Annotated in this window: 25 protein-coding genes and 1 pseudogene; 22 read left to right on the forward strand and 4 right to left on the reverse strand. The window is 34.9% G+C overall.

What is annotated here, in order from left to right:
* Nucleotides 1–16 precede the first annotated feature (16 nt).
* Both CN326_RS05850 and CN326_RS05855 read left to right on the forward strand, forming a co-directional pair.
* Nucleotides 17–313: a VOC family protein gene (locus tag CN326_RS05850; RefSeq protein WP_098307597.1), complete on the forward strand. Its 297-nt coding sequence runs from the start codon at nt 17–19 to the stop codon at nt 311–313.
* 188 nt (nt 314–501) lie between these two features.
* The gene (locus CN326_RS05855) at nt 502–1,539 is read left to right on the forward strand and encodes a serine hydrolase domain-containing protein (RefSeq protein WP_098307174.1); all 1,038 of its coding nucleotides are present in this window, start codon (nt 502–504) and stop codon (nt 1,537–1,539) included.
* 95 nt (nt 1,540–1,634) lie between these two features.
* On the opposite strand, the gene CN326_RS05860 is transcribed toward CN326_RS05855, so the two are convergent.
* The gene (locus CN326_RS05860; protein ID WP_098307177.1) at nt 1,635–3,092 is read right to left on the reverse strand and encodes a serine hydrolase; all 1,458 of its coding nucleotides are present in this window, start codon (nt 3,090–3,092) and stop codon (nt 1,635–1,637) included.
* Nucleotides 3,093–3,348: 256 nt separating this feature from the next.
* Between CN326_RS05860 and CN326_RS05865 the strand changes: the two genes are divergently transcribed.
* The 5 genes from CN326_RS05865 (at nt 3,349) to CN326_RS05885 (ending at nt 8,874) form a co-directional block, all read left to right on the forward strand.
* The gene (locus CN326_RS05865) at nt 3,349–4,305 is read left to right on the forward strand and encodes a thymidylate synthase (protein WP_098307179.1); all 957 of its coding nucleotides are present in this window, start codon (nt 3,349–3,351) and stop codon (nt 4,303–4,305) included.
* 20 nt (nt 4,306–4,325) lie between these two features.
* Nucleotides 4,326–4,808 (forward strand): dihydrofolate reductase, encoded by a 483-nt coding sequence (locus CN326_RS05870; protein WP_098307181.1) that lies wholly within the window; start codon nt 4,326–4,328, stop codon nt 4,806–4,808.
* Nucleotides 4,809–5,081: 273 nt separating this feature from the next.
* Nucleotides 5,082–7,076, forward strand: coding sequence for a penicillin-binding transpeptidase domain-containing protein (locus tag CN326_RS05875; protein ID WP_098307184.1), 1,995 nt, complete (start codon nt 5,082–5,084; stop codon nt 7,074–7,076).
* A gap of 328 nt (nt 7,077–7,404) precedes the next feature.
* Nucleotides 7,405–8,040: an FMN-dependent NADH-azoreductase gene (locus tag CN326_RS05880; protein ID WP_098307185.1), complete on the forward strand. Its 636-nt coding sequence runs from the start codon at nt 7,405–7,407 to the stop codon at nt 8,038–8,040.
* A 114-nt stretch (nt 8,041–8,154) separates the two neighbouring features.
* A complete protein-coding gene (locus CN326_RS05885) occupies nt 8,155–8,874 on the forward strand; it encodes a lysophospholipid acyltransferase family protein (RefSeq protein ID WP_098307187.1) in 720 nt (239 codons plus the stop codon).
* A 143-nt stretch (nt 8,875–9,017) separates the two neighbouring features.
* Here the strand turns inward: CN326_RS05885 and trhA are convergent, their stop codons facing one another.
* Complete coding sequence (trhA, locus tag CN326_RS05890; protein WP_098307189.1) at nt 9,018–9,674, reverse strand: PAQR family membrane homeostasis protein TrhA; 657 nt, start codon at nt 9,672–9,674, stop codon at nt 9,018–9,020.
* Nucleotides 9,675–9,889: 215 nt separating this feature from the next.
* On the opposite strand from trhA, the gene CN326_RS05895 reads away from it, so the two are divergent.
* From CN326_RS05895 to CN326_RS05910, 4 genes are all read left to right on the forward strand, one after another.
* Nucleotides 9,890–10,066, forward strand: a complete 177-nt coding sequence (locus CN326_RS05895; protein ID WP_098307191.1) for a twin-arginine translocase TatA/TatE family subunit — start codon at nt 9,890–9,892, stop codon at nt 10,064–10,066.
* A gap of 81 nt (nt 10,067–10,147) precedes the next feature.
* On the forward strand, nt 10,148–10,891 hold the full coding sequence (gene tatC, locus CN326_RS05900; RefSeq protein WP_098307193.1) for a twin-arginine translocase subunit TatC: 744 nt from the start codon (nt 10,148–10,150) through the stop codon (nt 10,889–10,891).
* A 153-nt stretch (nt 10,892–11,044) separates the two neighbouring features.
* Nucleotides 11,045–11,296 (forward strand): DUF2535 family protein, encoded by a 252-nt coding sequence (locus CN326_RS05905; protein ID WP_141524979.1) that lies wholly within the window; start codon nt 11,045–11,047, stop codon nt 11,294–11,296.
* Nucleotides 11,297–11,448: 152 nt separating this feature from the next.
* The gene (locus tag CN326_RS05910; RefSeq protein WP_098307195.1) at nt 11,449–12,291 is read left to right on the forward strand and encodes a DegV family protein; all 843 of its coding nucleotides are present in this window, start codon (nt 11,449–11,451) and stop codon (nt 12,289–12,291) included.
* A gap of 107 nt (nt 12,292–12,398) precedes the next feature.
* Here CN326_RS05910 and CN326_RS05915 read toward each other — a convergent pair whose 3' ends face one another.
* Nucleotides 12,399–13,379, reverse strand: coding sequence for an MBL fold metallo-hydrolase (locus CN326_RS05915; protein WP_098307197.1), 981 nt, complete (start codon nt 13,377–13,379; stop codon nt 12,399–12,401).
* A 134-nt stretch (nt 13,380–13,513) separates the two neighbouring features.
* Between CN326_RS05915 and CN326_RS05920 the strand changes: the two genes are divergently transcribed.
* Both CN326_RS05920 and CN326_RS05925 read left to right on the forward strand, forming a co-directional pair.
* The gene (locus CN326_RS05920; protein ID WP_098307199.1) at nt 13,514–13,972 is read left to right on the forward strand and encodes a helix-turn-helix transcriptional regulator; all 459 of its coding nucleotides are present in this window, start codon (nt 13,514–13,516) and stop codon (nt 13,970–13,972) included.
* A 161-nt stretch (nt 13,973–14,133) separates the two neighbouring features.
* Nucleotides 14,134–14,721, forward strand: coding sequence for an SCO family protein (locus CN326_RS05925; RefSeq protein WP_098307201.1), 588 nt, complete (start codon nt 14,134–14,136; stop codon nt 14,719–14,721).
* Nucleotides 14,722–14,747: 26 nt separating this feature from the next.
* On the opposite strand, the gene CN326_RS05930 is transcribed toward CN326_RS05925, so the two are convergent.
* Nucleotides 14,748–15,206, reverse strand: coding sequence for an Hsp20/alpha crystallin family protein (locus CN326_RS05930; protein ID WP_098307203.1), 459 nt, complete (start codon nt 15,204–15,206; stop codon nt 14,748–14,750).
* 223 nt (nt 15,207–15,429) lie between these two features.
* Here CN326_RS05930 and asnB point away from each other — a divergent pair, with 223 nt between their 5' ends.
* From asnB to CN326_RS05975, 9 genes and pseudogenes are all read left to right on the forward strand, one after another.
* A complete protein-coding gene (gene asnB / locus CN326_RS05935; RefSeq protein ID WP_098307205.1) occupies nt 15,430–17,331 on the forward strand; it encodes an asparagine synthase (glutamine-hydrolyzing) in 1,902 nt (633 codons plus the stop codon).
* A gap of 97 nt (nt 17,332–17,428) precedes the next feature.
* Entirely contained in the window at nt 17,429–17,788 is a 360-nt protein-coding gene (locus tag CN326_RS05940; RefSeq protein ID WP_098307207.1) for a GNAT family N-acetyltransferase, read from the forward strand.
* Between the two features lie 16 nt (nt 17,789–17,804).
* Nucleotides 17,805–18,293, forward strand: a complete 489-nt coding sequence (locus tag CN326_RS05945) for a GNAT family N-acetyltransferase (protein ID WP_098307209.1) — start codon at nt 17,805–17,807, stop codon at nt 18,291–18,293.
* Between the two features lie 18 nt (nt 18,294–18,311).
* Entirely contained in the window at nt 18,312–18,641 is a 330-nt protein-coding gene (locus tag CN326_RS05950) for a hypothetical protein (protein WP_098307601.1), read from the forward strand.
* A 106-nt stretch (nt 18,642–18,747) separates the two neighbouring features.
* A pseudogene (locus CN326_RS05955) lies at nt 18,748–19,512 on the forward strand (N-acetylmuramoyl-L-alanine amidase); the annotation flags it as partial.
* 694 nt (nt 19,513–20,206) lie between these two features.
* Nucleotides 20,207–21,073 (forward strand): D-amino-acid transaminase, encoded by an 867-nt coding sequence (gene dat, locus CN326_RS05960; protein ID WP_098307211.1) that lies wholly within the window; start codon nt 20,207–20,209, stop codon nt 21,071–21,073.
* A gap of 136 nt (nt 21,074–21,209) precedes the next feature.
* Entirely contained in the window at nt 21,210–21,857 is a 648-nt protein-coding gene (locus CN326_RS05965; protein ID WP_098307213.1) for a nitroreductase family protein, read from the forward strand.
* A gap of 292 nt (nt 21,858–22,149) precedes the next feature.
* Nucleotides 22,150–22,638, forward strand: a complete 489-nt coding sequence (locus CN326_RS05970; protein WP_098307215.1) for a putative periplasmic lipoprotein — start codon at nt 22,150–22,152, stop codon at nt 22,636–22,638.
* A gap of 230 nt (nt 22,639–22,868) precedes the next feature.
* Complete coding sequence (locus CN326_RS05975; RefSeq protein ID WP_098307217.1) at nt 22,869–23,417, forward strand: cysteine hydrolase family protein; 549 nt, start codon at nt 22,869–22,871, stop codon at nt 23,415–23,417.
* Nucleotides 23,418–23,426: the final 9 nt, after the last annotated feature.

Genomic DNA, 23,426 nt, shown 5'->3' on the forward strand with positions numbered 1-23,426 from the left:
AAGTGGGGGAGTATTCATTATTGGCTGGAAACAACTAAATAAAACTGCTTTTAGTACAGGGAAAACAGAAATATATTTTAAGGAAATTGGTGTAGAACTTGTACGAACGTTAGGCCCAAGGCATATTTGTTATCAAGCAATGAATCGTTCTGTAGTTGATGAAGTAGCACATTTCTTACATAATGTTCGTGCACCAATCATTCGTGGACCGATAGAAGTAAAAGAGTATTCAGAAGGATATTATACAGTCGATTTTTATGATCCAAATGGTTACATATTAGAAGTTGTGTATGCGCCGAATATGAAGATGTAAATAAAAGATGACCTCTGACAGAGGTCATCTTTTATCATATCTGGCGAGAAGACCCCCACCTCAAGAGCGAAGCAGATAGGTGGGGGTGGTTCAATAAATTAACTAAGCCAGGATAAAGATAAAAACAATTTACGAACATATATTCTTTTGTTAAAATTTACATGGAATAATATGGGGGTGGATTCGATATGGAGTTAAGGAATATAAATATTTCCGAACGTATGGAGCATTATCATGTATCTGGTTTAAGTATTGCTTTCATTCATAATGGTGAAATAAATAGGACAAAAGAATTGGGTGTTATGAAAGCAGGAACGAATAGTAGGGTAAATAGTGACTCTATTTTTAATGCTTGTTCAATGAGTAAGTTTTTAACAGCAATGCTGGTTTTAAAGTTAACTGAACAAGGTATCTTTGATTTAGATGAGGATATAAATAATAGACTTATATCTTTTAATATTCCGGAAAATGAATATACTCAAAATAAAAAAGTTACGTTACGATCACTACTTAGTCATCAAGCGGGAGTAATAGATCCTGAAGGAAGTTTTAGTGAGCTTGATTCTACTCTAGGTGTTCCTACAATGGTTGAATTATTAGAAGGAAGAACACCGTATTGTAAAGAACGTATTGAAGTGAAATATGAACCAAACAGTGACTTTCAATATTCAGATGCAGGCTTTTGTATCATACAGCAATTAATAGAAGATGTTTGTGGTAAACCTTTTACGGTGTTAATGAATGAACATATATTTGAACCGTTACATATGAAAAACAGCACATTAGAACAAACGCTGTTAAAAGTAAGAAATGGACAATTTTCTTGTGGTCACAATAAAAAAGGAGAAATAGTTCATGGTGAATATCCAATCTATCCATATCCAGTGGCTTCTGGACTTTGGACAACACCAACAGACTTAGCAATTTTAGTAATTGAATTAATGAATTCTTTAAAAGGTAAAAGTAAAATTGGTCTTTCTGAAAATAAGGCAAAAGAACTAATTACTTCACAAGGTTGTAAAGAATGGACTGGTCTAGGCGTTTTTCTTGATGGTTCAGGAGAAGAAATTGAAATTTCCTCACTTGGTTGGGGAATAGGATTTCAGTGTATGCTGGTTGCTTATCCGTATTTAGAAACAGGTGTTGTGATTATGACAAATACAGACTTAGGAGTTCATCAAATGAAGGGGATTATTGGAGAAATATTTGCATCTCTTAATATGTAATGATCTGAATTACAAATAGGATTGTTTAAAGGAAAAGAGCGCCCCATAAAAATTGGCGCTCTTTGTTTTGGGGATAAATCTTACTAATAGAAATTCTATTTTTCAGTTTTCGTAAACAGAAGCGGCTTTGTACTTAAAGTTGCTGGTAGGTGCAGTTTAAGCTCGTTTAGTTCACCTGCTATATTCATCTCATAAGAAATTAATATGTTCATTTCCATTTGGAAAACATTCCATTTCGTGCTGAACATATCATAGTGATGATGTTTCATTTCAATATCAAATGAGGCAAATTTTAAGTATAGGGTTTCATTTCGTTTGTGTATTTCGATTGTGCCGTAAGCAGGATGTTCGAACGTTCCGATATAATCCTTTAATGGATGTGAAAGAATAGTTTCCTTTACTTGTGGTAGCGGTTTGTCCATTTCTTTCATTATTTCTTTAAACTTCGCTGTGTCTTCTACAGCACGTTTATGCCAATCAATTGGTTCTAATCCAAGTAATTCATCATAAATTTGATGCGCAAGGTAAGATGGAAGTAACGTTTTACCGGAATTCGTTAACACGACAAGCCCAATATTATGTTCTGGCATAAAGGATACAAGTGCCGAGAATCCATCGATATTCCCGCCATGATGGATTTCTTTATGTCCGCGATAGGCGCTAATAAACCAGCCGAGACCGTAGCTGTTTAATGGGCATTCCGGCATAGCGAACATTGGTTCATCTGGAATTGGGATATGCGGTGTATACATTTGTTGGAGCATGTCCGGCATAATAAGTTCATGTTCACCAACTTTTCCTTTATTTAGATGAAGTAATATCCATTTTGCCATATCTTCTATATTAGAGTTGATACATCCAGCAGCACCAATTGTATCAATTTTGCAGAAAGGTACTTCTGTTATGTTCCCATCTTTCTCGCTGTATGGAAGTGCGTGGTCATCTGATTTTTGTGAAGTACTAACTGAAAAATTTGTGCGTTCCATATGGAGAGGTTCTAAAATATGTTCTGTGACATATTGTTCCCATGTTTGATTTGTAATGTTTTCAGCAATATAACTAATCGTGGCATACATTAAGTTGTTATATAAAAATGCCGAGCGAAATGGTGCATCTAGTTCTAAGTGGCGAATTTTTTCAGCGATTTCTTGTCGAGTTAAAGAAGAGATATACCATAATGTATCATGACGACTGACACCGGTACGATGAGATGCTAGGTCACGAGCTGTAATTTGTGCGCTTGCTAGCGGATCATGAAGTGAAAAAGTTGGAATGTAAGTTTGCACAGGTGTATCCCAATTAAATTTTTGCTGCTGTGCGAGTAAGCTTAAAGAAAGTGTACCAAATGCTTTTGTCGATGACCCAATTGCAAATAACGTTTTTGGGGTAACTGGTTTTTTATTTTTTGTATCACGGAACCCATAACCTTCTGAGAATACTACTTCTCCGTTTTTTACGATAGCAACTGCAGCTCCAGGGACGTTTAAATCTTTCATCATGTTTTGGATTTTCGTATGTAATTTACTTGTAAGAGGCATTTCAGTTTTTTGCATAGTAAAACCTCCACTCATATATTATTTACTTCCGCACTATAGTTTCTTGAAAAGGATAGGAAAATCCTTTTTCTTTTTATGGGAAAGATTGACAAAAGTATGTCAGATTTAAAAGTGAAAAAATTTTTAAATACTAGGTTTCTGCGCGTGTATACTATATGAAAGAGTTTTTTACTAAAAAGGCAGTGTGAAATTCAAAGGCATATGATAAACTCAAATAATGTTACATAAAGCAATTGTGAAAGAAGGTTACTTGATGAAACACGCAGAGTATGAATATTTAAATATGTGCCGTCACGTTATGGAAAACGGTACGAGAAAAGAAGATCGCACTGGTACAGGGACAGTATCTGTATTTGGGTATCAAATGCGCTTTGATTTAAGTCAAGGTTTTCCGTTGCTTACGACAAAACGTGTGCCGTTTCGTTTAGTAGCGAGCGAACTTCTTTGGTTTATGAAAGGTGACACAAACATTCGTTACTTGTTGCAGCATAATAATAATATTTGGAATGAATGGGCGTTTAAAAATTGGGTTGAGAGCGATGCGTATACAGGTCCAGATATGACAGATTTTGGACTACGTTCACAGCAAGATGAAGACTTTAATAAGCAATACGAAGAGCAAATGGAATTGTTTAAAACAAAGGTGTTAGAAGATGATGAATTTGCGAAGCGTTATGGTAATTTAGGAGATGTGTACGGGAAACAGTGGCGTGCATGGAAAACGACTGCTGGAGAGACGCTTGATCAATTGCAAGATGTAATTGACATGATTAAGAAAAACCCAGATTCCCGTCGTTTAATCGTGTCTGCATGGAATCCGGAAGATGTACCAAGTATGGCACTGCCACCTTGTCATACATTATTCCAATTTTATGTGGCAGATGGGAAATTATCTTGTCAGCTATATCAACGTAGCGGTGATATTTTCCTGGGTATTCCGTTTAATATAGCTAGTTATTCTTTATTAACACATTTAATTGCGCATGAGTGTGGACTAGAAGTAGGAGAGTTTGTTCATACAATTGGTGATGCACATATTTATACAAATCACTTTGAACAAGTAGAAAAACAATTAGCACGTGAACCACGTTCATTTCCAACGTTAAAGCTAAACCCAGATGTGAAATCTATTTTTGATTTTGAAATGAACGATCTTATGTTAGAAGGATACGATCCACATCCAGCAATTAAAGCACCGGTAGCTGTGTAAGCGAAGATAGGAGGATACATATGATTTCATTACTTGTAGCAATGGATAAAAATCGTCTAATCGGTAAAGACAACCAATTACCTTGGCATCTTCCAGCAGATTTGGCGTACTTTAAAAAAGTAACGATGGGCCATCCGATTATTATGGGAAGAAAAACGTTTGAATCAATTGGAAGACCTTTACTTGGTAGAACGAACATTATTTTAACTCGTAACAAAAATTATGAAATGGAAGGCTGTGAAGTTATCCATTCTATTGATGATGTACAGAAAATGGACGAGCAAATGAATGAAGAAATCTTTGTCATTGGCGGAGCAGAGATTTTTAAAGAAGTTCTTCCATTTGCAGATCGCTTATATATTACGAAAATTGAAGAAGTATTTGAAGGTGACACATTCTTTCCAGAAATTAATTACGATCAGTGGAAAGAAATATCTGTAGAACAAGGCGTGACAGATGAAAAAAATCCATATACGTATGCTTATCATGTGTATGGTAAATGAAAATAAAGTGGGAGAGAAGATTGGTGTATTACATACCAATCTTCTTTTGTTGTTGTCTTTTCTAAGTACACTCCACAATTTTGTATCCTCTCCTTTTTGTTTCTATACTAAGAAAACGAAAAATAAAAACAAATCCTTATGTAAAAATTTTCTGAATGTTATAATGGTAATATAAAGAACGACGCATATTGCGTCGGTTTTTATATTGGGTTAATTTTATAAAATTGGATTTTTATAGTATGATAGTATCGAAATATACAAGGAGGGGAAAATGTGAAAAAAATATGGGGAATGCTTTTTATTTTTTCAATGCTATTCATAGTAGGCTGCGGAAAAGAAGAGAAGCCAGAGCAAGCGATGGATACATATGTAAAAGCATGGAATGAGCAAAAGTTTGATGAAATGTATGAACAGTTATCAAAAGAGGCAAAGCAGTCGATTACAAAAGAAGATTTTGTAAAGAAATATGAAAACGTTTATACAGGAATTGCGGTGAAAAATTTAAAAGTAGAAGCAGAAACGAAAAAAGAAGATAAAAAAGATGAGAAAAACAATGCGAATGTACCTTTTAAAGTAAGCATGGATACAATCGGCGGGAAGATTACGTTTGACAATGATGCAAAACTTGTAAAAGAAAAGGATGGAGATAAGGACGTCTGGAAAGTTGATTGGAATCCATCATTTATTTTTCCAACTATGAAACAAGATGATAAAGTACTTGTTCAATCATTTTCGCCAAAGCGCGGTGAAATTTATGACAGGAATGGAAATGGATTAGCAACGAATGGGAAAGCTTCAGAAGTTGGAGTTGTGCCTGGAAAATTAGGTGAATCAGCACAGCAAACAAAAGAAACATTAGCAAAATTATTAAATATGCCGGTTGAAGATATCGAAAAGAAATTAACAGCAAAATGGGTACAACCAGGCTACTATGTTCCACTTTCTATTTTACCAGAGGGTGCAAATGAAGATGATTACATATCTATGCCTGGTGTAGCGACGCGTACAGTTAATGTTCGTACATATCCTTTAGGAGAAGCCGCGGCACATTTAACTGGCTATATGGGGAAAGTGAATGCAGAGGATTTAAAGAAATTAGCGGATAAAGGATATAAAGCCGATGATCCTATTGGAAGAACAGGTCTAGAAAGTGTTTTTGAAGATAAACTTCGCGGTGAAAAAGGCGGACGTGTTTATATTGCAGATGCGAAAGGAAAAGAATTAAAAGAACTTGCCAAAAAAGAAGCGAAAGATGGCGAACATATTACACTAACGATTGATGGAAGTTTACAACAAAAAATATATGCAGAAATGAAGGGCGAAGCGGGTTCAAGTGCAGCAGTGCATCCGCAAACAGGAGAAACATTAGCACTTGTAAGTAGTCCATCATACAATCCAAACGCTATGATAAGAGAGTCAGCAAAAGCAGAGCGAGACGCTTGGAATAATGATCCGAAGAAGCCGATGACAAATCGGTTTACACAAGTATACGCACCCGGTTCTGTTTTTAAGCCCATTACAGGCACAATTGGTCTAGAAACAAAAGTACTGAATCCAAAAGAATCGCTTAACATTGATGGTTTGAAATGGGCAAAAGATTCTTCTTGGGGTAACTATTATGTAACGCGTGTCAAAGATGTTAATCCAGTGGATTTTGAAAAAGCAATGATTTATTCCGATAACATTTATTTTGCACAGGAAGCATTAAAAATTGGTAAAGATAAGTTTATGGAAGAAGCGAAGAAATTTGGATTTGGTGAAAAGTTACCGATTGAATATGGATTTGCAACTTCGCAAATCGCAAAAGATGGTATAAAAAATGATATTCAACTTGCCGATACAGGGTACGGTCAAGGTGAAGTTTTAATGTCAACTCTTCACGTTGCATTATCTTATGCACCAATTGTGAATGAGGGGAATATTCCATCTCCACACCTTTTAAAAGATGAAAAGCAGGTAAAGGCGTGGAAAGAAAACGTGGTATCAAAAGAGAACAGTGATATTTTGAAAGACGCTTTAATAAAAGTTGTGAATGACCCAGAAGGAACAGGTAAGATTGCAAAATTAGATGGTATTACGCTTGCTGGAAAAACAGGAACAGCGGAATTAAAAGAATCAAAAGAAGCAGATGGAAAAGAGTTAGGATGGTTTGTTGCATTTGATGCAAATTCTCCAAATATGATTGTGGCAATGATGATTGAAGATGTAAAAGGTAGAGGGGGAAGTAGTATTCCCGCTGAGAAGGTCAAACATGTGTTTCAAAAGTGATGGAAAAAGAGCTATCTCATTCATAAGTGAGATAGCTCTTTTTTATCCCGCTATTCGTGGGCAGTAAGACCACCACCTCAAAATTTAGAGAGAAGCGAAGAAATGTCTCTAATTGTTAATAGCTTTCCGTAATTCAGTGATGAATTTCTTTCAATGATGAAAGTCTCGCTCAATATAATTATTTACTTACGAAAAAAAAGTAACTATTTTTATTGACAGATAAAAATTAATTATATATTATTACTTATGTAAGGTAAGTGATTTACTTTTTAACAAAAAATCTTGAATTGAAGATATTAATGAAGAGAAAAAAGGGAGAGAAATTAACATGACAAAAGTACTATTTATTACAGCAAATCCAAATCCAGTAGAAGTATCATTCGGTATGGCGGTAGGAGAAGCGTTTATTGAAGCTTACAAACAAGCGAATCCACAAGATGACGTTGTAACAATTGATTTATTCCATACAAACGTACCTGCAATTGATGGAGAAGTGCTTGCCGCTTGGGGAAAACTTGGTGCAGGAGAAGGCTTCGAAACATTAAGCGAAAGTCAACAACAAAAAATTGCAGCAATGAGTGGGAATTTAGAAACATTTATGCATGCAGATAAATACGTATTTGTAACACCAATGTGGAACTTAAGCTATCCACCAGTTGTAAAAGCATACTTAGATAACTTATCAATTGCAGGTAAAACATTTAAATATACTGAAAATGGTCCAGTTGGTTTATTAGAAGGCAAAAAAGCACTTCATATCCAAGCAACAGGCGGCATTTACGCTGAAGGACCATACGCAGCAATGGATTTTGGCCGTAACCACTTAAAAGCGATGTTAAATTTCATGGGTGTAACGGATGTAGAATATATTGCAGTAGAAGGTATGAGTGCAAATCCTGCACAAGCACCTGAAATTAAAGAACAAGCAATCGAAAAAGCACGTGAATTAGCAAAACAATTCTAATCTATCATACTTATGAAAAATGTCCAAACACTTGCCGTTTGGACATTTTTTCTTCTTTTTCCTTCGTTTGTCTAGTATAATGAAGAACGGAATGACAATATGTGGGGGTTCTATATGATTCAAACGGTTTTTAAGATTTTGTACTTAATTTTAATTGTAATTGGTATTACGCCAAGAATGTGGCGTGTAAAACGAAAGGTACATACATTATCACCGCAAGAAAAAGATTATCAGGTGTATAAAACAACAAATTGGTTTGGCAAGAAGATGATTCGTGTAGCTGGATCAACAGTACAAGTGAATGGACTTGAAAATGTACCGCAGGATATGCCGGTACTAGTAGTAAGTAATCATCAAAGTGATATGGATATTCCTGTTTTACTAGGGTATTTAAATAAGCCAATTGGATTTGTTTCAAAAGCGGAAATTAAAAAATTTCCACTTGTATCAACATGGATGGAATTGATGAACTGTGTATTTATGGATCGCAAGGATCGCCGTCAATCTTTACAAGCTATTAAAGATGGAATTGAGCTGTTAAAGCAAGGTCATTCTATCGTTATTTTTCCAGAAGGAACTCGTAGTAAGGGCGATAGAATGGGAGAATTTAAAGCTGGTAGTTTTCATCTTGCTGTAAAAGCAGGTGTAGCGATTTTACCAGTAACATTGGACGGAACTTATAAAATGTTTGAAGCAAACGGTAGACGAATGAAGCCGGCACATGCAACAGTCACAATTTCGAAACCAATTACAGCAGAACAATATCGAAATATGGATATTAAAGAATTAGCAAAATATACGCAAGATATTATTGCAGGTCAGCTAAATAAGTAAGTAAAAAGGTCTCAGCTTTTATTATAGCTGAGACCTTTTTTATCCCACTATTTGTGGGCAGTAATATCCTCGCCTCAAAATTCAGCAAAAGCAAAGAAGTTAGGTGGAGGGAAGAGAATCCTCCCACTGATTAAAGTTTCACTTCATGCTACAGGTAATACATAAAATAAAACGCATAAAAACATCATCGTACTTCCGCCTAATACAAATACGTGCCAAATTGCATGGTTAAACGGGAGCTTTTCCCATAAGAAGAAGATGGCGCCGACAGAGTATAAAATGCCACCAATTAATAATAACGAGAAGCCACTACCTGTTAAGTTTTCATATAACGGCTGAATGGCAACAATAATGAGCCAGCCCATAATGACATAAAACAAAGTTGAAAGTTTAATAAAACGACGTACAAAAAAGATTTTAAAGACGATTCCGGCGATTGCTAATGTCCAAATGATTGCGAGTAATGTCCAGCCCAGTGGTCCGCGCAGTGTAACGAGTAGAAACGGTGTATATGTGCCAGCAATTAATAAATAGATGGCAGAATGATCTAAGATAGTAAATAACTTTTCTACTTTTGGGTGATGGATACTATGTAATAGCGTTGAACATAAATAAAGTAAAAACATGCTCACACCGTATATAGTAAACCCTACAATTGCCGATGCTGTTCCGTACTTTGAGGCATGGATAATTAAAATAATTAACGCAGGGATACTTAAAATGGCACCGACGCCATGTGTAATTGCATTTGCGATTTCTTCTTTAACAAACTGAGTCATTCGATTCATCTTTTGAGTCATGTTTCGACTCCTTTCTTACATAGTAAAATGAGGAGTGCAGTTTCTTTCACCATATCATATACAAAAGGAATAGGAAATGAAAATTGTATAAAAATTATATTTTCAAATTTTTGCGACAAAAGGTAACGGATACATTGACGTTAACAAATTTTTCTGACAAAATAAAACCAAGGGATAGCAGAACCATTCAATCTACTTATAAGGGGGATGGAAATATGTTTTCAAATATTGGTTTTCCAGGCTTGATTTTAATTTTAGTAGCTGTACTTATTTTATTCGGCCCTAAAAAATTACCTGAAATTGGACGAGCTTTAGGGGAGACTTTAAAAGAATTTAAAAAGTCAACAAAAGAATTAACGGATGATGCTTTCCAAGATAAAGAGCGCAAATAATACATGTATGATTTAGAAAAGGTGTAAGGCGAAAAGCTCTCTTGCATCTTTTTTATCGGATGAAAAAAGAGTGGTGAAAAAATGGATGATCGAGAAATGAGTATTATAGAGCATATTAGTGAATTGCGAAAGCGTTTAATTATTACCGTCCTATCATTTGTTTTTTTCTTAATTATAGGATTTGTATATACAAAAGATATTTATTTTTTACTTGTGAAAGATTTAACAATGAAATTGACAGTTTTAGGTCCAAGTGATGTGTTATGGATTTTCTTTTCTATCGCTTCATTATTTGCAGTTGTTTGTACAATACCAATAGCTGCATTTCAATTATGGTTATTTGTAAAACCTGGTTTGCATCCACGAGAACAAAAAATGACTTTAATGTACATTCCTGTGTTGTTTATATTATTTATTGCAGGGCTATGTTTCGGATATTTTATTGTGATGCCGTTTTTATTTCACTTTTTAACGCAGATTGGAAATGAGATGTTTAATACGATGTTTACAACCGAGAAATATTTTTATTTCGTATTAAATTTAACGGTACCATTTGCAGTTATATTTGAATTACCTATTGTTGTTATGTTTTTAACAAGTATAGGTTTTTTAACGCCATACTTCCTACAAAGGATAAGGAGATATGCATATGTCATATTAATTATTATAGCATCATGTATATCGCCACCTGATTTTTTATCACATAGTATGGTAGCGGTGCCTCTTATATGTATATATGAAATTAGTATCATTCTGTCGAAAATTGTGTATAAGCGTAAACAAAGCCGTGAAAATGATTTTGAATCGAAAAGTGCCTCTTTATAACGGGCACTTTTTTTATTTCTTTGTTATACTATTAATGTAAGCGTATACAATATAAAGAAGAAAAAATTAATGCTTCTCCAAAATTTAGACAAACTTTTTGTCTTTGTCGGTTTATACTAACATTATAAATCCAAAAAAAAGAGGATTGATATCGTGATTATGAAGAGTTTTTATTTTACTCATCCAACAGGAAAATGCGTAAAGGTGGTCGAAATCCCTGTGCTACAAACACAGCATCCATTAGCGTTTCAAATTCAGTCGCGTCTTCAGCTCTTTATTTCAAAAATTCAAAAACAAAAACAACCAAGGTTTTCGTACTCATTTCGAGAATATTTGCGAAGTTGCTTAAAATGGAATGATTATTCAAATGTATATGAAACAAACACGTTAGAAAAAAATGCATAGAAAAATTCGAGACAGAGTAAATGCGCTCTGTCGTTTTCTTTTTAGTCATAAAAAGTGAGAATTTTGTCGGAAAATTATCTCAAACTGTTGAAAGCAATGGGAATACTAGTATAATAACAGGGAGAGCGTAGTGGAAAGGGAAGAAGTAAAATATGCAAAAAATTAAAATTGTCACAGACTCAACGGCGGATTTATCACCAGATGTGATTGAAAAATATGATATTCATGTTATCCCATTATCAATTTTTGTGAACGGACAAACTTATTTAGATCGTATAGATTTACAACCAGATGAGTTTATTGAAGAAATGGAAAAAGCGGAAGAATTGCCAAAAACATCTCAACCAGCAGTTGGTTCATTTGTAGAAATGTACGATCGTTTAGGAGAGGACGGCAGCCAAGTTCTTTCGATTCACTTAACAAATGGCCTAAGTGGATCAGTTGCAACGGCAAATAGTGCAGCAACGATGACAGATACAAAAGTAACGGTAGTAGATTCTTTATTAATTACTCATGCTTTAGGATATCAAGTAATTGAGGCAGCGAAAATGGCGCAAGAAGGCCGTTCTTTAGAAGATATTTTAAAACGTATTGAAGAAGTTAGAAAAAATACACGCCTATTTGTTGTCGTTGATACGTTAGAAAACCTTGTAAAAGGTGGCCGTATTGGTAAAGGAAAAGCAATGATTGGATCTTTATTAAATATTAAGCCGATTGCTAGTGTTGAAGATGGGGTTCTCAATCCGATTACTAAGGTACGTAGTCAAGGCCAAGTCGTAAAAACATTAGCGAAAATATTTGAAGAAGATATAGCTGGTAAGACAGTAAAGGCCGTTGCGATTCCACATGCAAAAGCATTACCGTTAGCGCAGAAGATGAAAGAGGCAGTTGAAAGAATTAGTGGATTTACACAATCAGAAATCTTCTTTACAACACCTGTTATTAGTACACATACAGGTGTTGGGGCGATTGGATTCACTTATTTTGCAGAATAGAAAAAAGCTACTTGATTATATTCAAGTAGCTTTTTTAGTATAGTGTAAAAGAAATAATACGCACGATATGAATGCTCACACTATTATGTTCTGATTTTGTAAATGTGTTATACATGCGTATTTTCTTTTTTTATTTTTTCTTCTTGTATGGAAGGCGAAGTAGCTATATACGTTTGCCCAAGAAATAAAATGTGCAATTGTTCCCATGGGAGCATTCGTAAATTCCAATTGTTGCGAAGTCTTGTAATCGCCTCCTTTGGCGTTTCATCTGCGAGCGAAAATGTACCGTAATGCATGGGGATAAAATGTTTTGCTTTTATATCTAAAAATGCTTGCACCGCTTCTTCTGGAGAAATATGCGATATTTTCATAAACCATTCGGGTTCATAGGCTCCAATTGGCATGAGGGCAATATCAATTGTAAAGCGTTCTCCAATTTCTTTAAAACCCCGAAAATATCCGCTATCGCCACAAAAATAAATGGTTTCTTCTGTTGTTTTGTTTTCGATGACCCACCCGCCCCAATGAGAGGAGTTCATATCAAATAATGATCTTCTCGTCCAATGCTGAGTTGGAACAAAATGCAAATGTACATTATCAATTACTGTATGTTCCCACCAGTTATATTCTTCAACATGGAAAAATTTCTTTCGTAAAAATAACTTTTTTAAACCACTTGGTACCAAATATAGTACATCCGATTTTAGTTGACGAAGCGTGGGGAAATCAAGGTGATCGTAATGACCGTGAGAAATAAGTACTATATCAATGGGCGGTAGTTCTTCAATAATTAGTCCAGGCTCTGTAAGGCGTGGTACAACTTTAACTTTTTTAGACCATACAGGATCGGTTAAAATATTGAGTCCATTTGTTTGAATAAGGAATGTCGAGTGGCCAATCCATGTAACGGTTGTTTTATATTCATTTGCACGTAAAAAAGTAGCTTGTTTTACAGGCGATTGTTCTATAACGAAAGAAAAGTCTTTCTTCTTTTGTTTGCGTTCTTTTCTCCACCGTAAAAATTCTCTTATCGGTTTTTGTGTACTAATATTATCCATGTTCTCATAACGCTTTCCACACATGAACATCACCTCACATAAAATCTATTAGCCCTATTGTATCGAAATGTTGTAAAGGAAAGAAGTGAATGAAATTGACTAATTATTAAAAAAGTGTAAAATTACAACGAGGTAATCTTTACAAAGCAAGCAGAGGTGTACACATGAATAAAGACCAAGTGGTACTGAAAATCGCGAAAAGAATGAAGTTGATCCGAACAGAACATAATTATACACAAGAAGAAATGGCAGAGATTTTAGGTCTTTCCAAAAAGACGCTTGTTCAAATTGAAAAAGAACGCATTTCACCTTCGTGGACGACTGTTGTTGCGGTATGTGCGTTATTTCAAGACAGTGAAGTGTTACAGTCTGCGTTTGGGGGAGCTGCTCTTGAAGTTGTTCAAACAGTCTCTCATCACCATATTGAATATAAAAAAGAAAAAACGATGGGTGGACATGTATGGTGGAAGGAAATTGAGAAAAGAGGACTTTTCTGCTTACAGCAAAATATTGTTAGTCAGCATTATCGTATTTTAGATGACGAAGATTATAGGTGGTTTAGCACATTTGATAAAGAAGAAGCTATTGAAAAATTAGTACGATTTAGTGAACAAGTGAAGTAAACACTTCTCTTGTAGTGTTTACCTTTGTTACAATAAAGTGAAACTTTCATTAGTAGGATTGTTCCGTATTGATGAAAATATCTTACAAATCGGACTCTTACTGTTCGTTAGCATAGGATAGAAAAAATGTTACATTTTGAAAGAGAGAAGGGTGTTCTAGAATGAAGAAATATCAAAAATGGATTGGTATTCTTACTGTTTTTTGCTTACTAGTCTTAGCTGGATGCAGTTCAGGATCAAAACTTCGAGATCCATTAAATTGGGATGTTGAAAGTTTTCAATACATAAATCAAAATGGTGAAAAGTTTGGTACGAAAGATTTAAAAGGAAAAGTGTGGGTAGCGGATTTCGTATTTACACACTGTCAAACGGTATGCCCACCACTGACAGCTAATATGGCGAAATTACAAAGGTTGGCGAAAGAACAAAAACTAGATGTTCAATTTGTATCGTTCAGTGTTGATCCAGAGGTAGATAAGCCCGAAGATTTAAAAGCATTTGCACAAAAGTTCACAGATGATACGAAGAACTGGAATTTGCTAACAGGGTATACGCAAGATGACATTGAAAAGTTTGCGAAGAAAAATTTTCAAATGCTTGTTGACAAACCTGACAATACAGATCAAGTTGTTCATGGCACATCATTTTATTTAGTAGATCAAAACGGGAAAGTCGTGAAGCAATATAGCGGAATTAAAAATACACCATATGAGGATATACTACGTGATATTAAGCGTTTAACACAGTAAAAAAGGATGCGAATGAGCATCCTTTTTTATTCAATTGATAAAATATCATGTTGCTGCGGAAGTTTTGGTGCACGAATTTCTAAAATGCCATCTTGATAAGAAGCTTTCGCTTGTTTCTTATTAATCGTATACGGTAGTTTAATCATGCGGGAAGCTTCTGACATTGCGCGTTCGCGGCGATAATAATTATGTGATTCTTCTATTTCTTCTCCTAAAACATCTTCTTTTACGGAAATTTTTAAGTATTCACCCTGTATTTCAATTTGAATCTGTTGTTTTTGAACACCAGGAAGTTCAGCTTTTATAACAAGGTCTTCTCCTACTTCAAATAAATCAACAGGAAATGTTAATAAACGATTTCCTTTTTGGAAAAAGTGATTCATATCTGCGATAACATCACGAAGCGGAGTTTGTTCGAAAAAGTCATCAATTTGCTTTAAGTAATTTCGAAATGGCGGACGTGAAGGCTTTTGTTCATCACTCATAATTTCCCCTCCTAAAGATAAATCTGAAATATCATATGACCAAAATGCCTAAATGTGAGTGTGGTTTTTTCAGTTACGTAAGAAATTGAAAGTTGATGAAGGATAGGATAAGAATAGGAGCGGTTTTTTTGTACTTTTTGTCGCCATATTGTTATGATTGTGCTAGTATAAATAGGGTTAGTAGTATAGAAAAAGAATGAAAACCGAAAGAGGGTAAGAAAGTATGTGTGGTTTTGTAGGATGTTTATGTGAAAACCCTAGAGAGTTTTCAGCAGAAGAAAAACATCAATTTGAAAATATGAATACGGTTATCTTTCACCGCGGTCCAGACGATGAAGGATACTTCCGTGATGAACATGTACAATTTGGCTTCCGCCGTTTAAGTATTATTGATTTAGAGGCAGGACATCAGCCGTTAACGTATGAAAATGATCGTTATGTAATTATTTTTAATGGTGAAATTTATAACTATGTAGAGCTTCGTGAAATGCTTCTTGAAAAAGGTGCAACATTTGCGACGCAATCTGATACAGAAGTAATCATTGCATTGTATGCTCATATGAAAGAAAAGTGTGTAGATTACCTTCGTGGTATGTTTGCATTTATGATTTGGGATCGCGAAGAGAAAAAACTTTTCGGTGCGCGTGATCATTTTGGTATTAAGCCGCTTTACGTTGCACAGCACGGAGATACAACATTCTTTGCATCTGAAAAGAAAAGTATCTTACATGTGATGGAAGATAAAGGGGTAAACCCAGCTTCTCTACAACATTATTTTACGTATCAATATGCTCCGGAACCTGAAACATTAACAGTAGATATTAACAAAATTGAGCCGGGTCATTGCTTTGTAAAAGAGCTTGGTAAAGAAATGGAAATCCGTCGTTATTGGCAACCATATTTCAATGCATCTGATGCAACGAAAGAAGAGCATATTCAAGCAATTCGTGATGTATTATACGATTCTGTGAAAATGCATATGCGCAGTGATGTACCAGTAGGTTCATTCTTATCTGGTGGTATCGATTCATCGATTATCGCGTCTATTGCAAAAGAAATGAATCCAAATCTGTTAACATTCTCTGTTGGTTTTGATCGCCGTGGCTTTAGTGAAGTTGACGTAGCGAAAGAAACAGCAGAAAAATTAGGTGTAAAAAACTATAGCGTATTCGTAACACCGCAAGAATTCATGGATGAATTCCCAAAAATTATGTGGCATATGGATGATCCATTAGCGGATCCAGCAGCTGTACCATTGTACTTCGTTGCAAAAGAAGCGCGTAAACATGTAACAGTTGTTCTTTCTGGTGAAGGTTCAGACGAGCTGTTTGGCGGATATAACATTTATCGTGAGCCAAACTCTTTAAAAATGTTCTCTTACATCCCTAGCCCAGGAAAACGTGTGTTAAAAGCGTTAAGTGGTGCATTAAAAGAAGGGTTCAAAGGAAAAAGCTTCTTAGAGCGCGGATGTACACCGATCGAAGAGCGTTACTATGGAAATGCGAAAATTTTCCGTGAAGAAGAAAAAGCAGCACTTATGAAGCACTACAATGAGAGTGTTAATTACATGGATATTACGAAGCCATTGTATGATGATATTAAGAACTACGACGATGTAAGCAAAATGCAATACATTGACATGTTCACATGGCTGCGCGGCGACATTTTATTAAAAGCTGATAAAATGACAATGGCACATTCATTAGAGCTTCGCGTGCCATTTTTAGATAAAGAAGTATTTGATGTTGCATCTAAAATTCCAACAGAATTAAAGATTGCAAACGGTACAACAAAAGCAATTTTACGTGAAGCAGTACGCGGTATTGTACCGGATCACGTATTGGATCGTAAGAAGCTAGGCTTCCCAGTACCAATCCGTCACTGGTTAAAAGATGAAATGCATGATTGGGCTGTAAATATTATTAAAGAAAGCAAAACAGAGCATTTAATCGACAAGCAGTACGTATTAAACTTATTAGAAGCACATTGTGCAGATAAAGGCGATTACAGCCGTAAAATTTGGACAGTACTTGCATTTATGGTATGGCATCAAATTTTTGTTGAGCATAAATATGATACAAATGTGTTCCATGAAGAAACAAAGCGTGCTTATAGCTTAGTATAAATAGAAAACCTTAAGATAACATTGTTATCTTAAGGTTTTTTTCATAAATACTTGTCCTACTTGATACAATAATAATAAGAATGAAGGTGAAATAGTTATGTTAACATTTGAAAAAGTGATAGGTGAAACAAGGCTAGTAATAGAAGAAATGTTTTTTTCTCATAATCTACCTGTTCAAGATGTAGCGTATTGTATAAAAGCAGACGATACATACGTAGGGATTATTGATTACACTGTGCAACAAAATAAAGCGATTTTATCTTATCTTCTCATTCATCATGATTATGAAGGATACGGATATGGAACAAATGCTTATTATACGTTTGAAGAAATCGTCAAAAGAGACGACGTGGAAGAGATTGAAATCACACTTATAGATAAGAATGAAAGAGTAAAAGCATTTTTTGAGCAACTTGGCTTTCAACAAAATAATCATGTTTATATAAAGCAACTGTAATGGGGGAGACGAAGAAATGGAAATTCGCAGCGCATATAGGGAAGATGTAAGAGCTATTTTACATATATATAATGATGCAATTGTACATACAACCGCTACATTTGATTTGCAAGAGAAATCATTAGCAGAAATGAATATGTGGTTTGATACACATAATGAAATGTACCCAATCATTGTTGCTGAAGAAGATGGTATCGTACTTGGGTATTGCTCTTTATCTCCATTTCGAGAAAAAGAGGCATATAAGCAAACAGTAGAAATTTCAGTTTATGTGGAAAAGCAAGCGCGCGGAAAAGGTATTGCGAAAAAATTGATAGAGCGCATACTTCGATTAGCAGAGGAATTGAGGCATCATACTATTATTGCTGGGATTACAAAGGGGAATGACATAAGTGTGAAGTTGCATGAACAAATGGGGTTTACATATGTAGGATGTTTTCGAGAAGTTGGCTATAAGTTTAATGAGTGGCAAGATGTGTTATTTTATCAGTACATTATAAAATAAGGTGGGAAGTGTATGGGAATGACGCTAGCGCTTATTGCAGTTCTAAGTTGTTTTTTATTTGCAGAGTTATTTCAATTACTTGTGAAAAATATATTGAACAAGAAGCGTACACCATATGAGTGGCAATATTTCCCTTTGTTTTCAATATTGTTTCTTGCACTATATACTTTGCAAAAAGTCACTTTTTTTCCACCACCAATTGCAATTTTTTTGAAATTAGGCTTGCTATATAGCGGTATTGGTATGGGAATTCTATTCTGTCTATTTTGTATGAGATATACCCACTATCAAACTTATATTTTTATTTTAAATTGGTTGAAACGAGATGATGGGAACCGTCTTTCATAAGATGGTTTTTGTCTATCGTTGTAACATTCTGTAAATTCTATGAATAAAATAGAAAGAGTACAACCATACGTGCTTTAAATGAAGGGAAAAAGAAAGGGATTGATTGATGAAACTTGTCATTGATGCAGGACATGGTGGATATGATTTGGGTGCTGATGGAAATGGCTTAGTAGAAAAAAATCTTACATTACAAATCGCACAGCGTGTTCATGATATTTTGATAGCAAACTATTATGTGGACATTGAAATGACACGTGATAGTGATGTATTCGTAGCATTATCACAACGTGCAAATATTGCTAATTCATATAATGCTGATTTTTTCATTTCATTTCATATTAATAGCGGTGGTGGGACAGGCTATGAAGACTATATTTATAATGGTCTCCCAAGCGGTAGTTCTGCGGCAGGAAAACAAGCGAAAATGCATGAAGCAGTACATTCTGTTTTAACTCAGCATGGCTTGCGTGATCGTGGTGCTAAAACGACAAATTATGCAGTATTAAGAGAAACAGCGATGGACGCTCTCTTAACAGAAACAGCATTTATTGACACTGCGTTTGATGTAAATTTATTAAAGAATCAACAATTTATTGAAGATTTATGTCAAGCGTATACACGTGGTATTGTGAATATTATGGGATTGTCTGCAAAAGAGAATCCGAATCCCCCAACGCCAGTACCAAACCCACAAACAATTGGTGTAGCAAATATTCTTGGAACGAACGTAAATTTACGAACAGGACCATCAACGAGCTATTCAGTTATTCGTTAGTTAAATGCACCAGAATCGTATGTTGTTTATCAAGAGGGTAATGGTTGGTTAGATCTTAGAGTGAGTCAATGGATTTATTATGATTTACCATATATTTAATAAACTTTATATTAAATTATTTAGAAGAAAAGAATCCATGCCTTATGGGTCTTTTTTTATTCCGCTATTCGTGGGCAGTAAGACCCCTGCCTCAAGATTCAAAGAGAAACGAGGAAGATAGGTGGGGGATGAAAAAAAACCTCACTGATGGAAGTTTCACTTTATCTTAATTCCGTCAAATGAATCTTTAAAATGGGATGTATACTAAAAGACTAGGGTTCCTTGTATTTTACAGGGGCCCCTAGTTTTTGTGAGTAGAAAATTATACTTTTTCAATGTACAAAGAGGCTTTCCGTTATGATAATTGCTTGAGATAATAACGTCTTCTTTTATTCATTCGCAGCTTTTGGAGCTGTTTCCTGTGAAATCGCTGCTTCCAATTCTGACTATAAAAATGAATAGAACGTACAATTAAAGGCGAAAATGCTCCGCTGAAACTATTATATCCTTCGAGTAACCCCAAGCTAATCCCCCCTTTTTAAGAGATAAAAAACTGTGAGAATTAGATACCTTAAACAGTTCGCGTCTAATATTTTATGTATATATATATGTTATGAGCAAGTCCTTTTGTAGATTGTGTTAGCATTTAAATGTAGAGAAGTTTTTTGTTATATAAAAGATTGAAAATTCTTTCTTTTTAAATGATTTAAGTTGTACAATGAAAGTATATATGAAGAGGAGGCGAGAGATTATGAAAAGTGTTCATAAAGATTGGATTTTATTTAATGGAAGCATCGTGAATACGAAAGAGAAAGAACCAATGATTTCATTAGAAGAGAGAGGATTACAGTTTGGGGATGGAGTATATGAAGTATTTCGTTTATATGATGGGAAGCCTCATTTATTAGATCTCCATTTAGATCGTTTCTTCCAATCTATGGAGGAAATTGAATTAGAACCGCCATTTACAAAAGAAGAACTTATTTCTCAACTGCAGCAATTGATTGAGAAAAATCAATTTAAAGAAGATGGGAATGTATATATTCAAATTTCGAGAGGTGTACAACCTAGAAATCACTTGTTCGAACTAAATCTCCAACCTACATACTACGCAAATATCGTACCATTTACGAGGCCAACTACTCTTATGGAAGATGGAATTAAAGTGACAGTAACGGAAGATATACGTTGGCACCATTGTCATATTAAATCTCTCAATTTACTTCCTAATATCATGATTAAAAATAAAATTGCAAAAGAAGGCTATTATGAAGCAATTTTAGTTCGTAATGGTATTGTAACAGAAGGGTGTCATTCTAATTTCTTTATCGTAAAAAATGGAACCCTTATTACACACCCTGCGAATCAATTTATTTTGTATGGAATTACACGTCATCACGTTATTTCCTTAGCAAAGCAGCTGAATATCCCTGTAGAAGAACGCCAATTTTCACTTCAAGAAGTATATGAAGCGGAGGAGTGTTTTTTTACAGCTACACCTATTGAAATTGTACCAGTAACGCAAATTGGAGAAGATTGGTATCAAACGGAAGAACAACGAGTTATAAGAAAGCTGCAGGCAGCGTATAAAGAAAGTGTTTATACTGCTAACATCTAATAAAAATGGTTTTTATTAGATGTTAAAAGTAAATAAATGCTTAAAAAGCTGGAACATGTCCAGCTTTTTTTTGTTATATGATATAATCAGACAAGTAGGGATTTTGAAAACGTTATAAAAGGGGATTTGGAGTTATATGGATTATCAAGCATTCAAAGATATTATTCATGGGCGCCGTAGCGTTCGTAAATTTACAGAGCAAGATGTTTCTGTGGAGGATATTGAAGAAATTATCGATTGTGCGAGATATGCACCGAGTGATACAAATTCGCAAACGTGGGAATTTGTCGTTATTATGAATCGTGACAAAATTAAAGATATAGAAGAAATGACATGGAACGCGTTACATAAGCGAGCGGAAGAAGCGGCACAAAAAGGAGAGGAAAAGGCAGGGAAGTTATTGACACGTTCCTTTGGACCATACGCAACCGCTTTTTCAGATGCGCCTGTTTTAATTATTTGTTTAGCAACACCATATCAGTCTAAGTTTCGTGAAAAGATTTTTGATCCGATTGATTTTGTTCCAGAGTCTATTTGGGAGGAAGAAGGAATTAAAAGCAGCTGTTTAGCTGCACAAAACTTAATGCTCGCAGCCCATGCTCGTGGTCTTGGTACATGTCCGATGACAGGACCGGTGTTATTAGCACAGAGCGAGCTAAGAGACTACTTACAAATTGAGTCTGATAAACAAATTAATATGGTTATTTCGTTAGGCCATCCAAAGGATCAGCCGAAAAAGTTAGCTCGAAAAGAAGTAGCGGAAATTACGAAATTTATCAAATAAAGTAAGACTCCTATTAATAGAGATAAACGTTAAAATAATCTTAGTTGTAAGGACTAAGATTATTTTTCATGTAGAAATGAAGGAAATATATAATTAATAGGTTATAAAGAATGCTGAAAAGGATTTACTAAAAATTTCTTGGAAAAATAATGATGATAATAGAGGGATAAGTGTGGTACAGTTAGTTGTGTAAATAACATGCTTCGATTATGAAAGTGTTTCAAATAAATGTATATATTTAAAAGTTATGTTTAGATAATAAATTAACATTAAGATACAGGGGGAATGGATTTTGAAAAAATTCATAATCACTGGATTATCTGTTATGTTGTTAGTGGGCTGCGGAGCAACAAAAGACAAGAAAGTGACGGAAGAAACACAACAAGAACAAACTGTTAATGCGCAGCAAGAAATCAAATATTCATTCCCAGAAGGAGTAACTTCAGTTGGTGAAGGAACAGTGAAAGTTATTACTCCGGATGGTACATCAGAAAATGGGAATGTGCCTGTAGTATTTATCAAAAAAGATACGATTATCCAAAAAATGGAAATTGAACTTTCGGATTTCCAAGAGGATAAAGAAACATATGTATACGTTGATAAACAATTTGAAGAAAAGCATCAAGTAAGGAAAATAACACAAACGACAATTGCATTAAAAGAAGAGACACTACAACCAGGTGTTCATACCGTAACAGCAATCCAGTATGAAAATAATGATCCGAATGGAAAAGTAATCAACTTTGCCCAGGCGAAGTTTGAAAATAAACCAGCACAATAAGAAGAAATCTGCTCTAGGAGCAGGTTTCTTTTGTTGTTACCCCGCTACTTTTGAGCAGTAAGACTCTCACCGCAAGATTCGGAGAAAGCGAAGAAGATAGGTGAGGGATGAAAAAACATTGATGGAAGTTTCACTTTATAGGGATTTTCATTACAAATGTCGAATATGTAATAAGGCGTCGTTATAACGCGTTTTCTATTGTTTACTGTGAAACGAAAGGAAGAGAAAAGATGAAACGAGCACTTATTAATATTGATTATACATATGATTTCGTAGCGAAAGATGGGGCCCTAACGTGCGGAAAACCAGCGCAAGTTATAGAAGAGCAGCTTGTAGAAATAACGAAGCAGCATATTGAAACTGGGGATTATGTTGTGTTCGCCATCGATAAACATGTAGAAAATGATTCTTATCATCCAGAGACTAGATTATTTCCACCGCATAATATAGCGGGTACAAAAGGAAGAGGCTTATACGGTGAATTGCAAAATGTATATGAAAAATACAAAGATGATGAAAATGTATACTACATGGATAAAACAAGGTACAGCGTTTTTGCTGGAACGGACTTAGAAATCAAATTGCGAGAAAGAGGGGTACAAGAAGTGCATCTTGTTGGTGTTTGTACGGATATTTGTGTGTTACATACAGCAGTGGATGCTTATAACAAAGGATTTCGTATCGTAGTATACGAAAAAGCAGTTGCCTCATTTAATGAACAAGGGCACGAGTTTGCATTACAGCATTTTAAGTCTTGTTTAAATGCTGAAGTAAAGTAGGAAGAAAAA

It is taken from the genome of Bacillus sp. AFS018417 (genome assembly GCF_002560985.1).
Lineage (GTDB): Bacteria > Bacillota > Bacilli > Bacillales > Bacillaceae_G > Bacillus_A > Bacillus_A rhizoplanae.

Coding starts and splice junctions, on each gene's coding strand:
- CN326_RS05855 (WP_098307174.1), top strand. CDS start 502: ATGGAGTTAAGGAATATAAATATTTCCGAACGTATGGAGCATTATCAT.
- CN326_RS05860 (WP_098307177.1), bottom strand. CDS start 3,092: ATGCAAAAAACTGAAATGCCTCTTACAAGTAAATTACATACGAAAATC.
- CN326_RS05865 (WP_098307179.1), top strand. CDS start 3,349: ATGAAACACGCAGAGTATGAATATTTAAATATGTGCCGTCACGTTATG.
- CN326_RS05870 (WP_098307181.1), top strand. CDS start 4,326: ATGATTTCATTACTTGTAGCAATGGATAAAAATCGTCTAATCGGTAAA.
- CN326_RS05880 (WP_098307185.1), top strand. CDS start 7,405: ATGACAAAAGTACTATTTATTACAGCAAATCCAAATCCAGTAGAAGTA.
- CN326_RS05885 (WP_098307187.1), top strand. CDS start 8,155: ATGATTCAAACGGTTTTTAAGATTTTGTACTTAATTTTAATTGTAATT.
- trhA (WP_098307189.1), bottom strand. CDS start 9,674: ATGACTCAAAAGATGAATCGAATGACTCAGTTTGTTAAAGAAGAAATC.
- CN326_RS05895 (WP_098307191.1), top strand. CDS start 9,890: ATGTTTTCAAATATTGGTTTTCCAGGCTTGATTTTAATTTTAGTAGCT.
- tatC (WP_098307193.1), top strand. CDS start 10,148: ATGGATGATCGAGAAATGAGTATTATAGAGCATATTAGTGAATTGCGA.
- CN326_RS05910 (WP_098307195.1), top strand. CDS start 11,449: ATGCAAAAAATTAAAATTGTCACAGACTCAACGGCGGATTTATCACCA.
- CN326_RS05915 (WP_098307197.1), bottom strand. CDS start 13,379: ATGTTCATGTGTGGAAAGCGTTATGAGAACATGGATAATATTAGTACA.
- CN326_RS05920 (WP_098307199.1), top strand. CDS start 13,514: ATGAATAAAGACCAAGTGGTACTGAAAATCGCGAAAAGAATGAAGTTG.
- CN326_RS05925 (WP_098307201.1), top strand. CDS start 14,134: ATGAAGAAATATCAAAAATGGATTGGTATTCTTACTGTTTTTTGCTTA.
- CN326_RS05930 (WP_098307203.1), bottom strand. CDS start 15,206: ATGAGTGATGAACAAAAGCCTTCACGTCCGCCATTTCGAAATTACTTA.
- asnB (WP_098307205.1), top strand. CDS start 15,430: ATGTGTGGTTTTGTAGGATGTTTATGTGAAAACCCTAGAGAGTTTTCA.
- CN326_RS05940 (WP_098307207.1), top strand. CDS start 17,429: ATGTTAACATTTGAAAAAGTGATAGGTGAAACAAGGCTAGTAATAGAA.
- CN326_RS05945 (WP_098307209.1), top strand. CDS start 17,805: ATGGAAATTCGCAGCGCATATAGGGAAGATGTAAGAGCTATTTTACAT.
- CN326_RS05950 (WP_098307601.1), top strand. CDS start 18,312: ATGACGCTAGCGCTTATTGCAGTTCTAAGTTGTTTTTTATTTGCAGAG.
- dat (WP_098307211.1), top strand. CDS start 20,207: ATGAAAAGTGTTCATAAAGATTGGATTTTATTTAATGGAAGCATCGTG.
- CN326_RS05965 (WP_098307213.1), top strand. CDS start 21,210: ATGGATTATCAAGCATTCAAAGATATTATTCATGGGCGCCGTAGCGTT.
- CN326_RS05975 (WP_098307217.1), top strand. CDS start 22,869: ATGAAACGAGCACTTATTAATATTGATTATACATATGATTTCGTAGCG.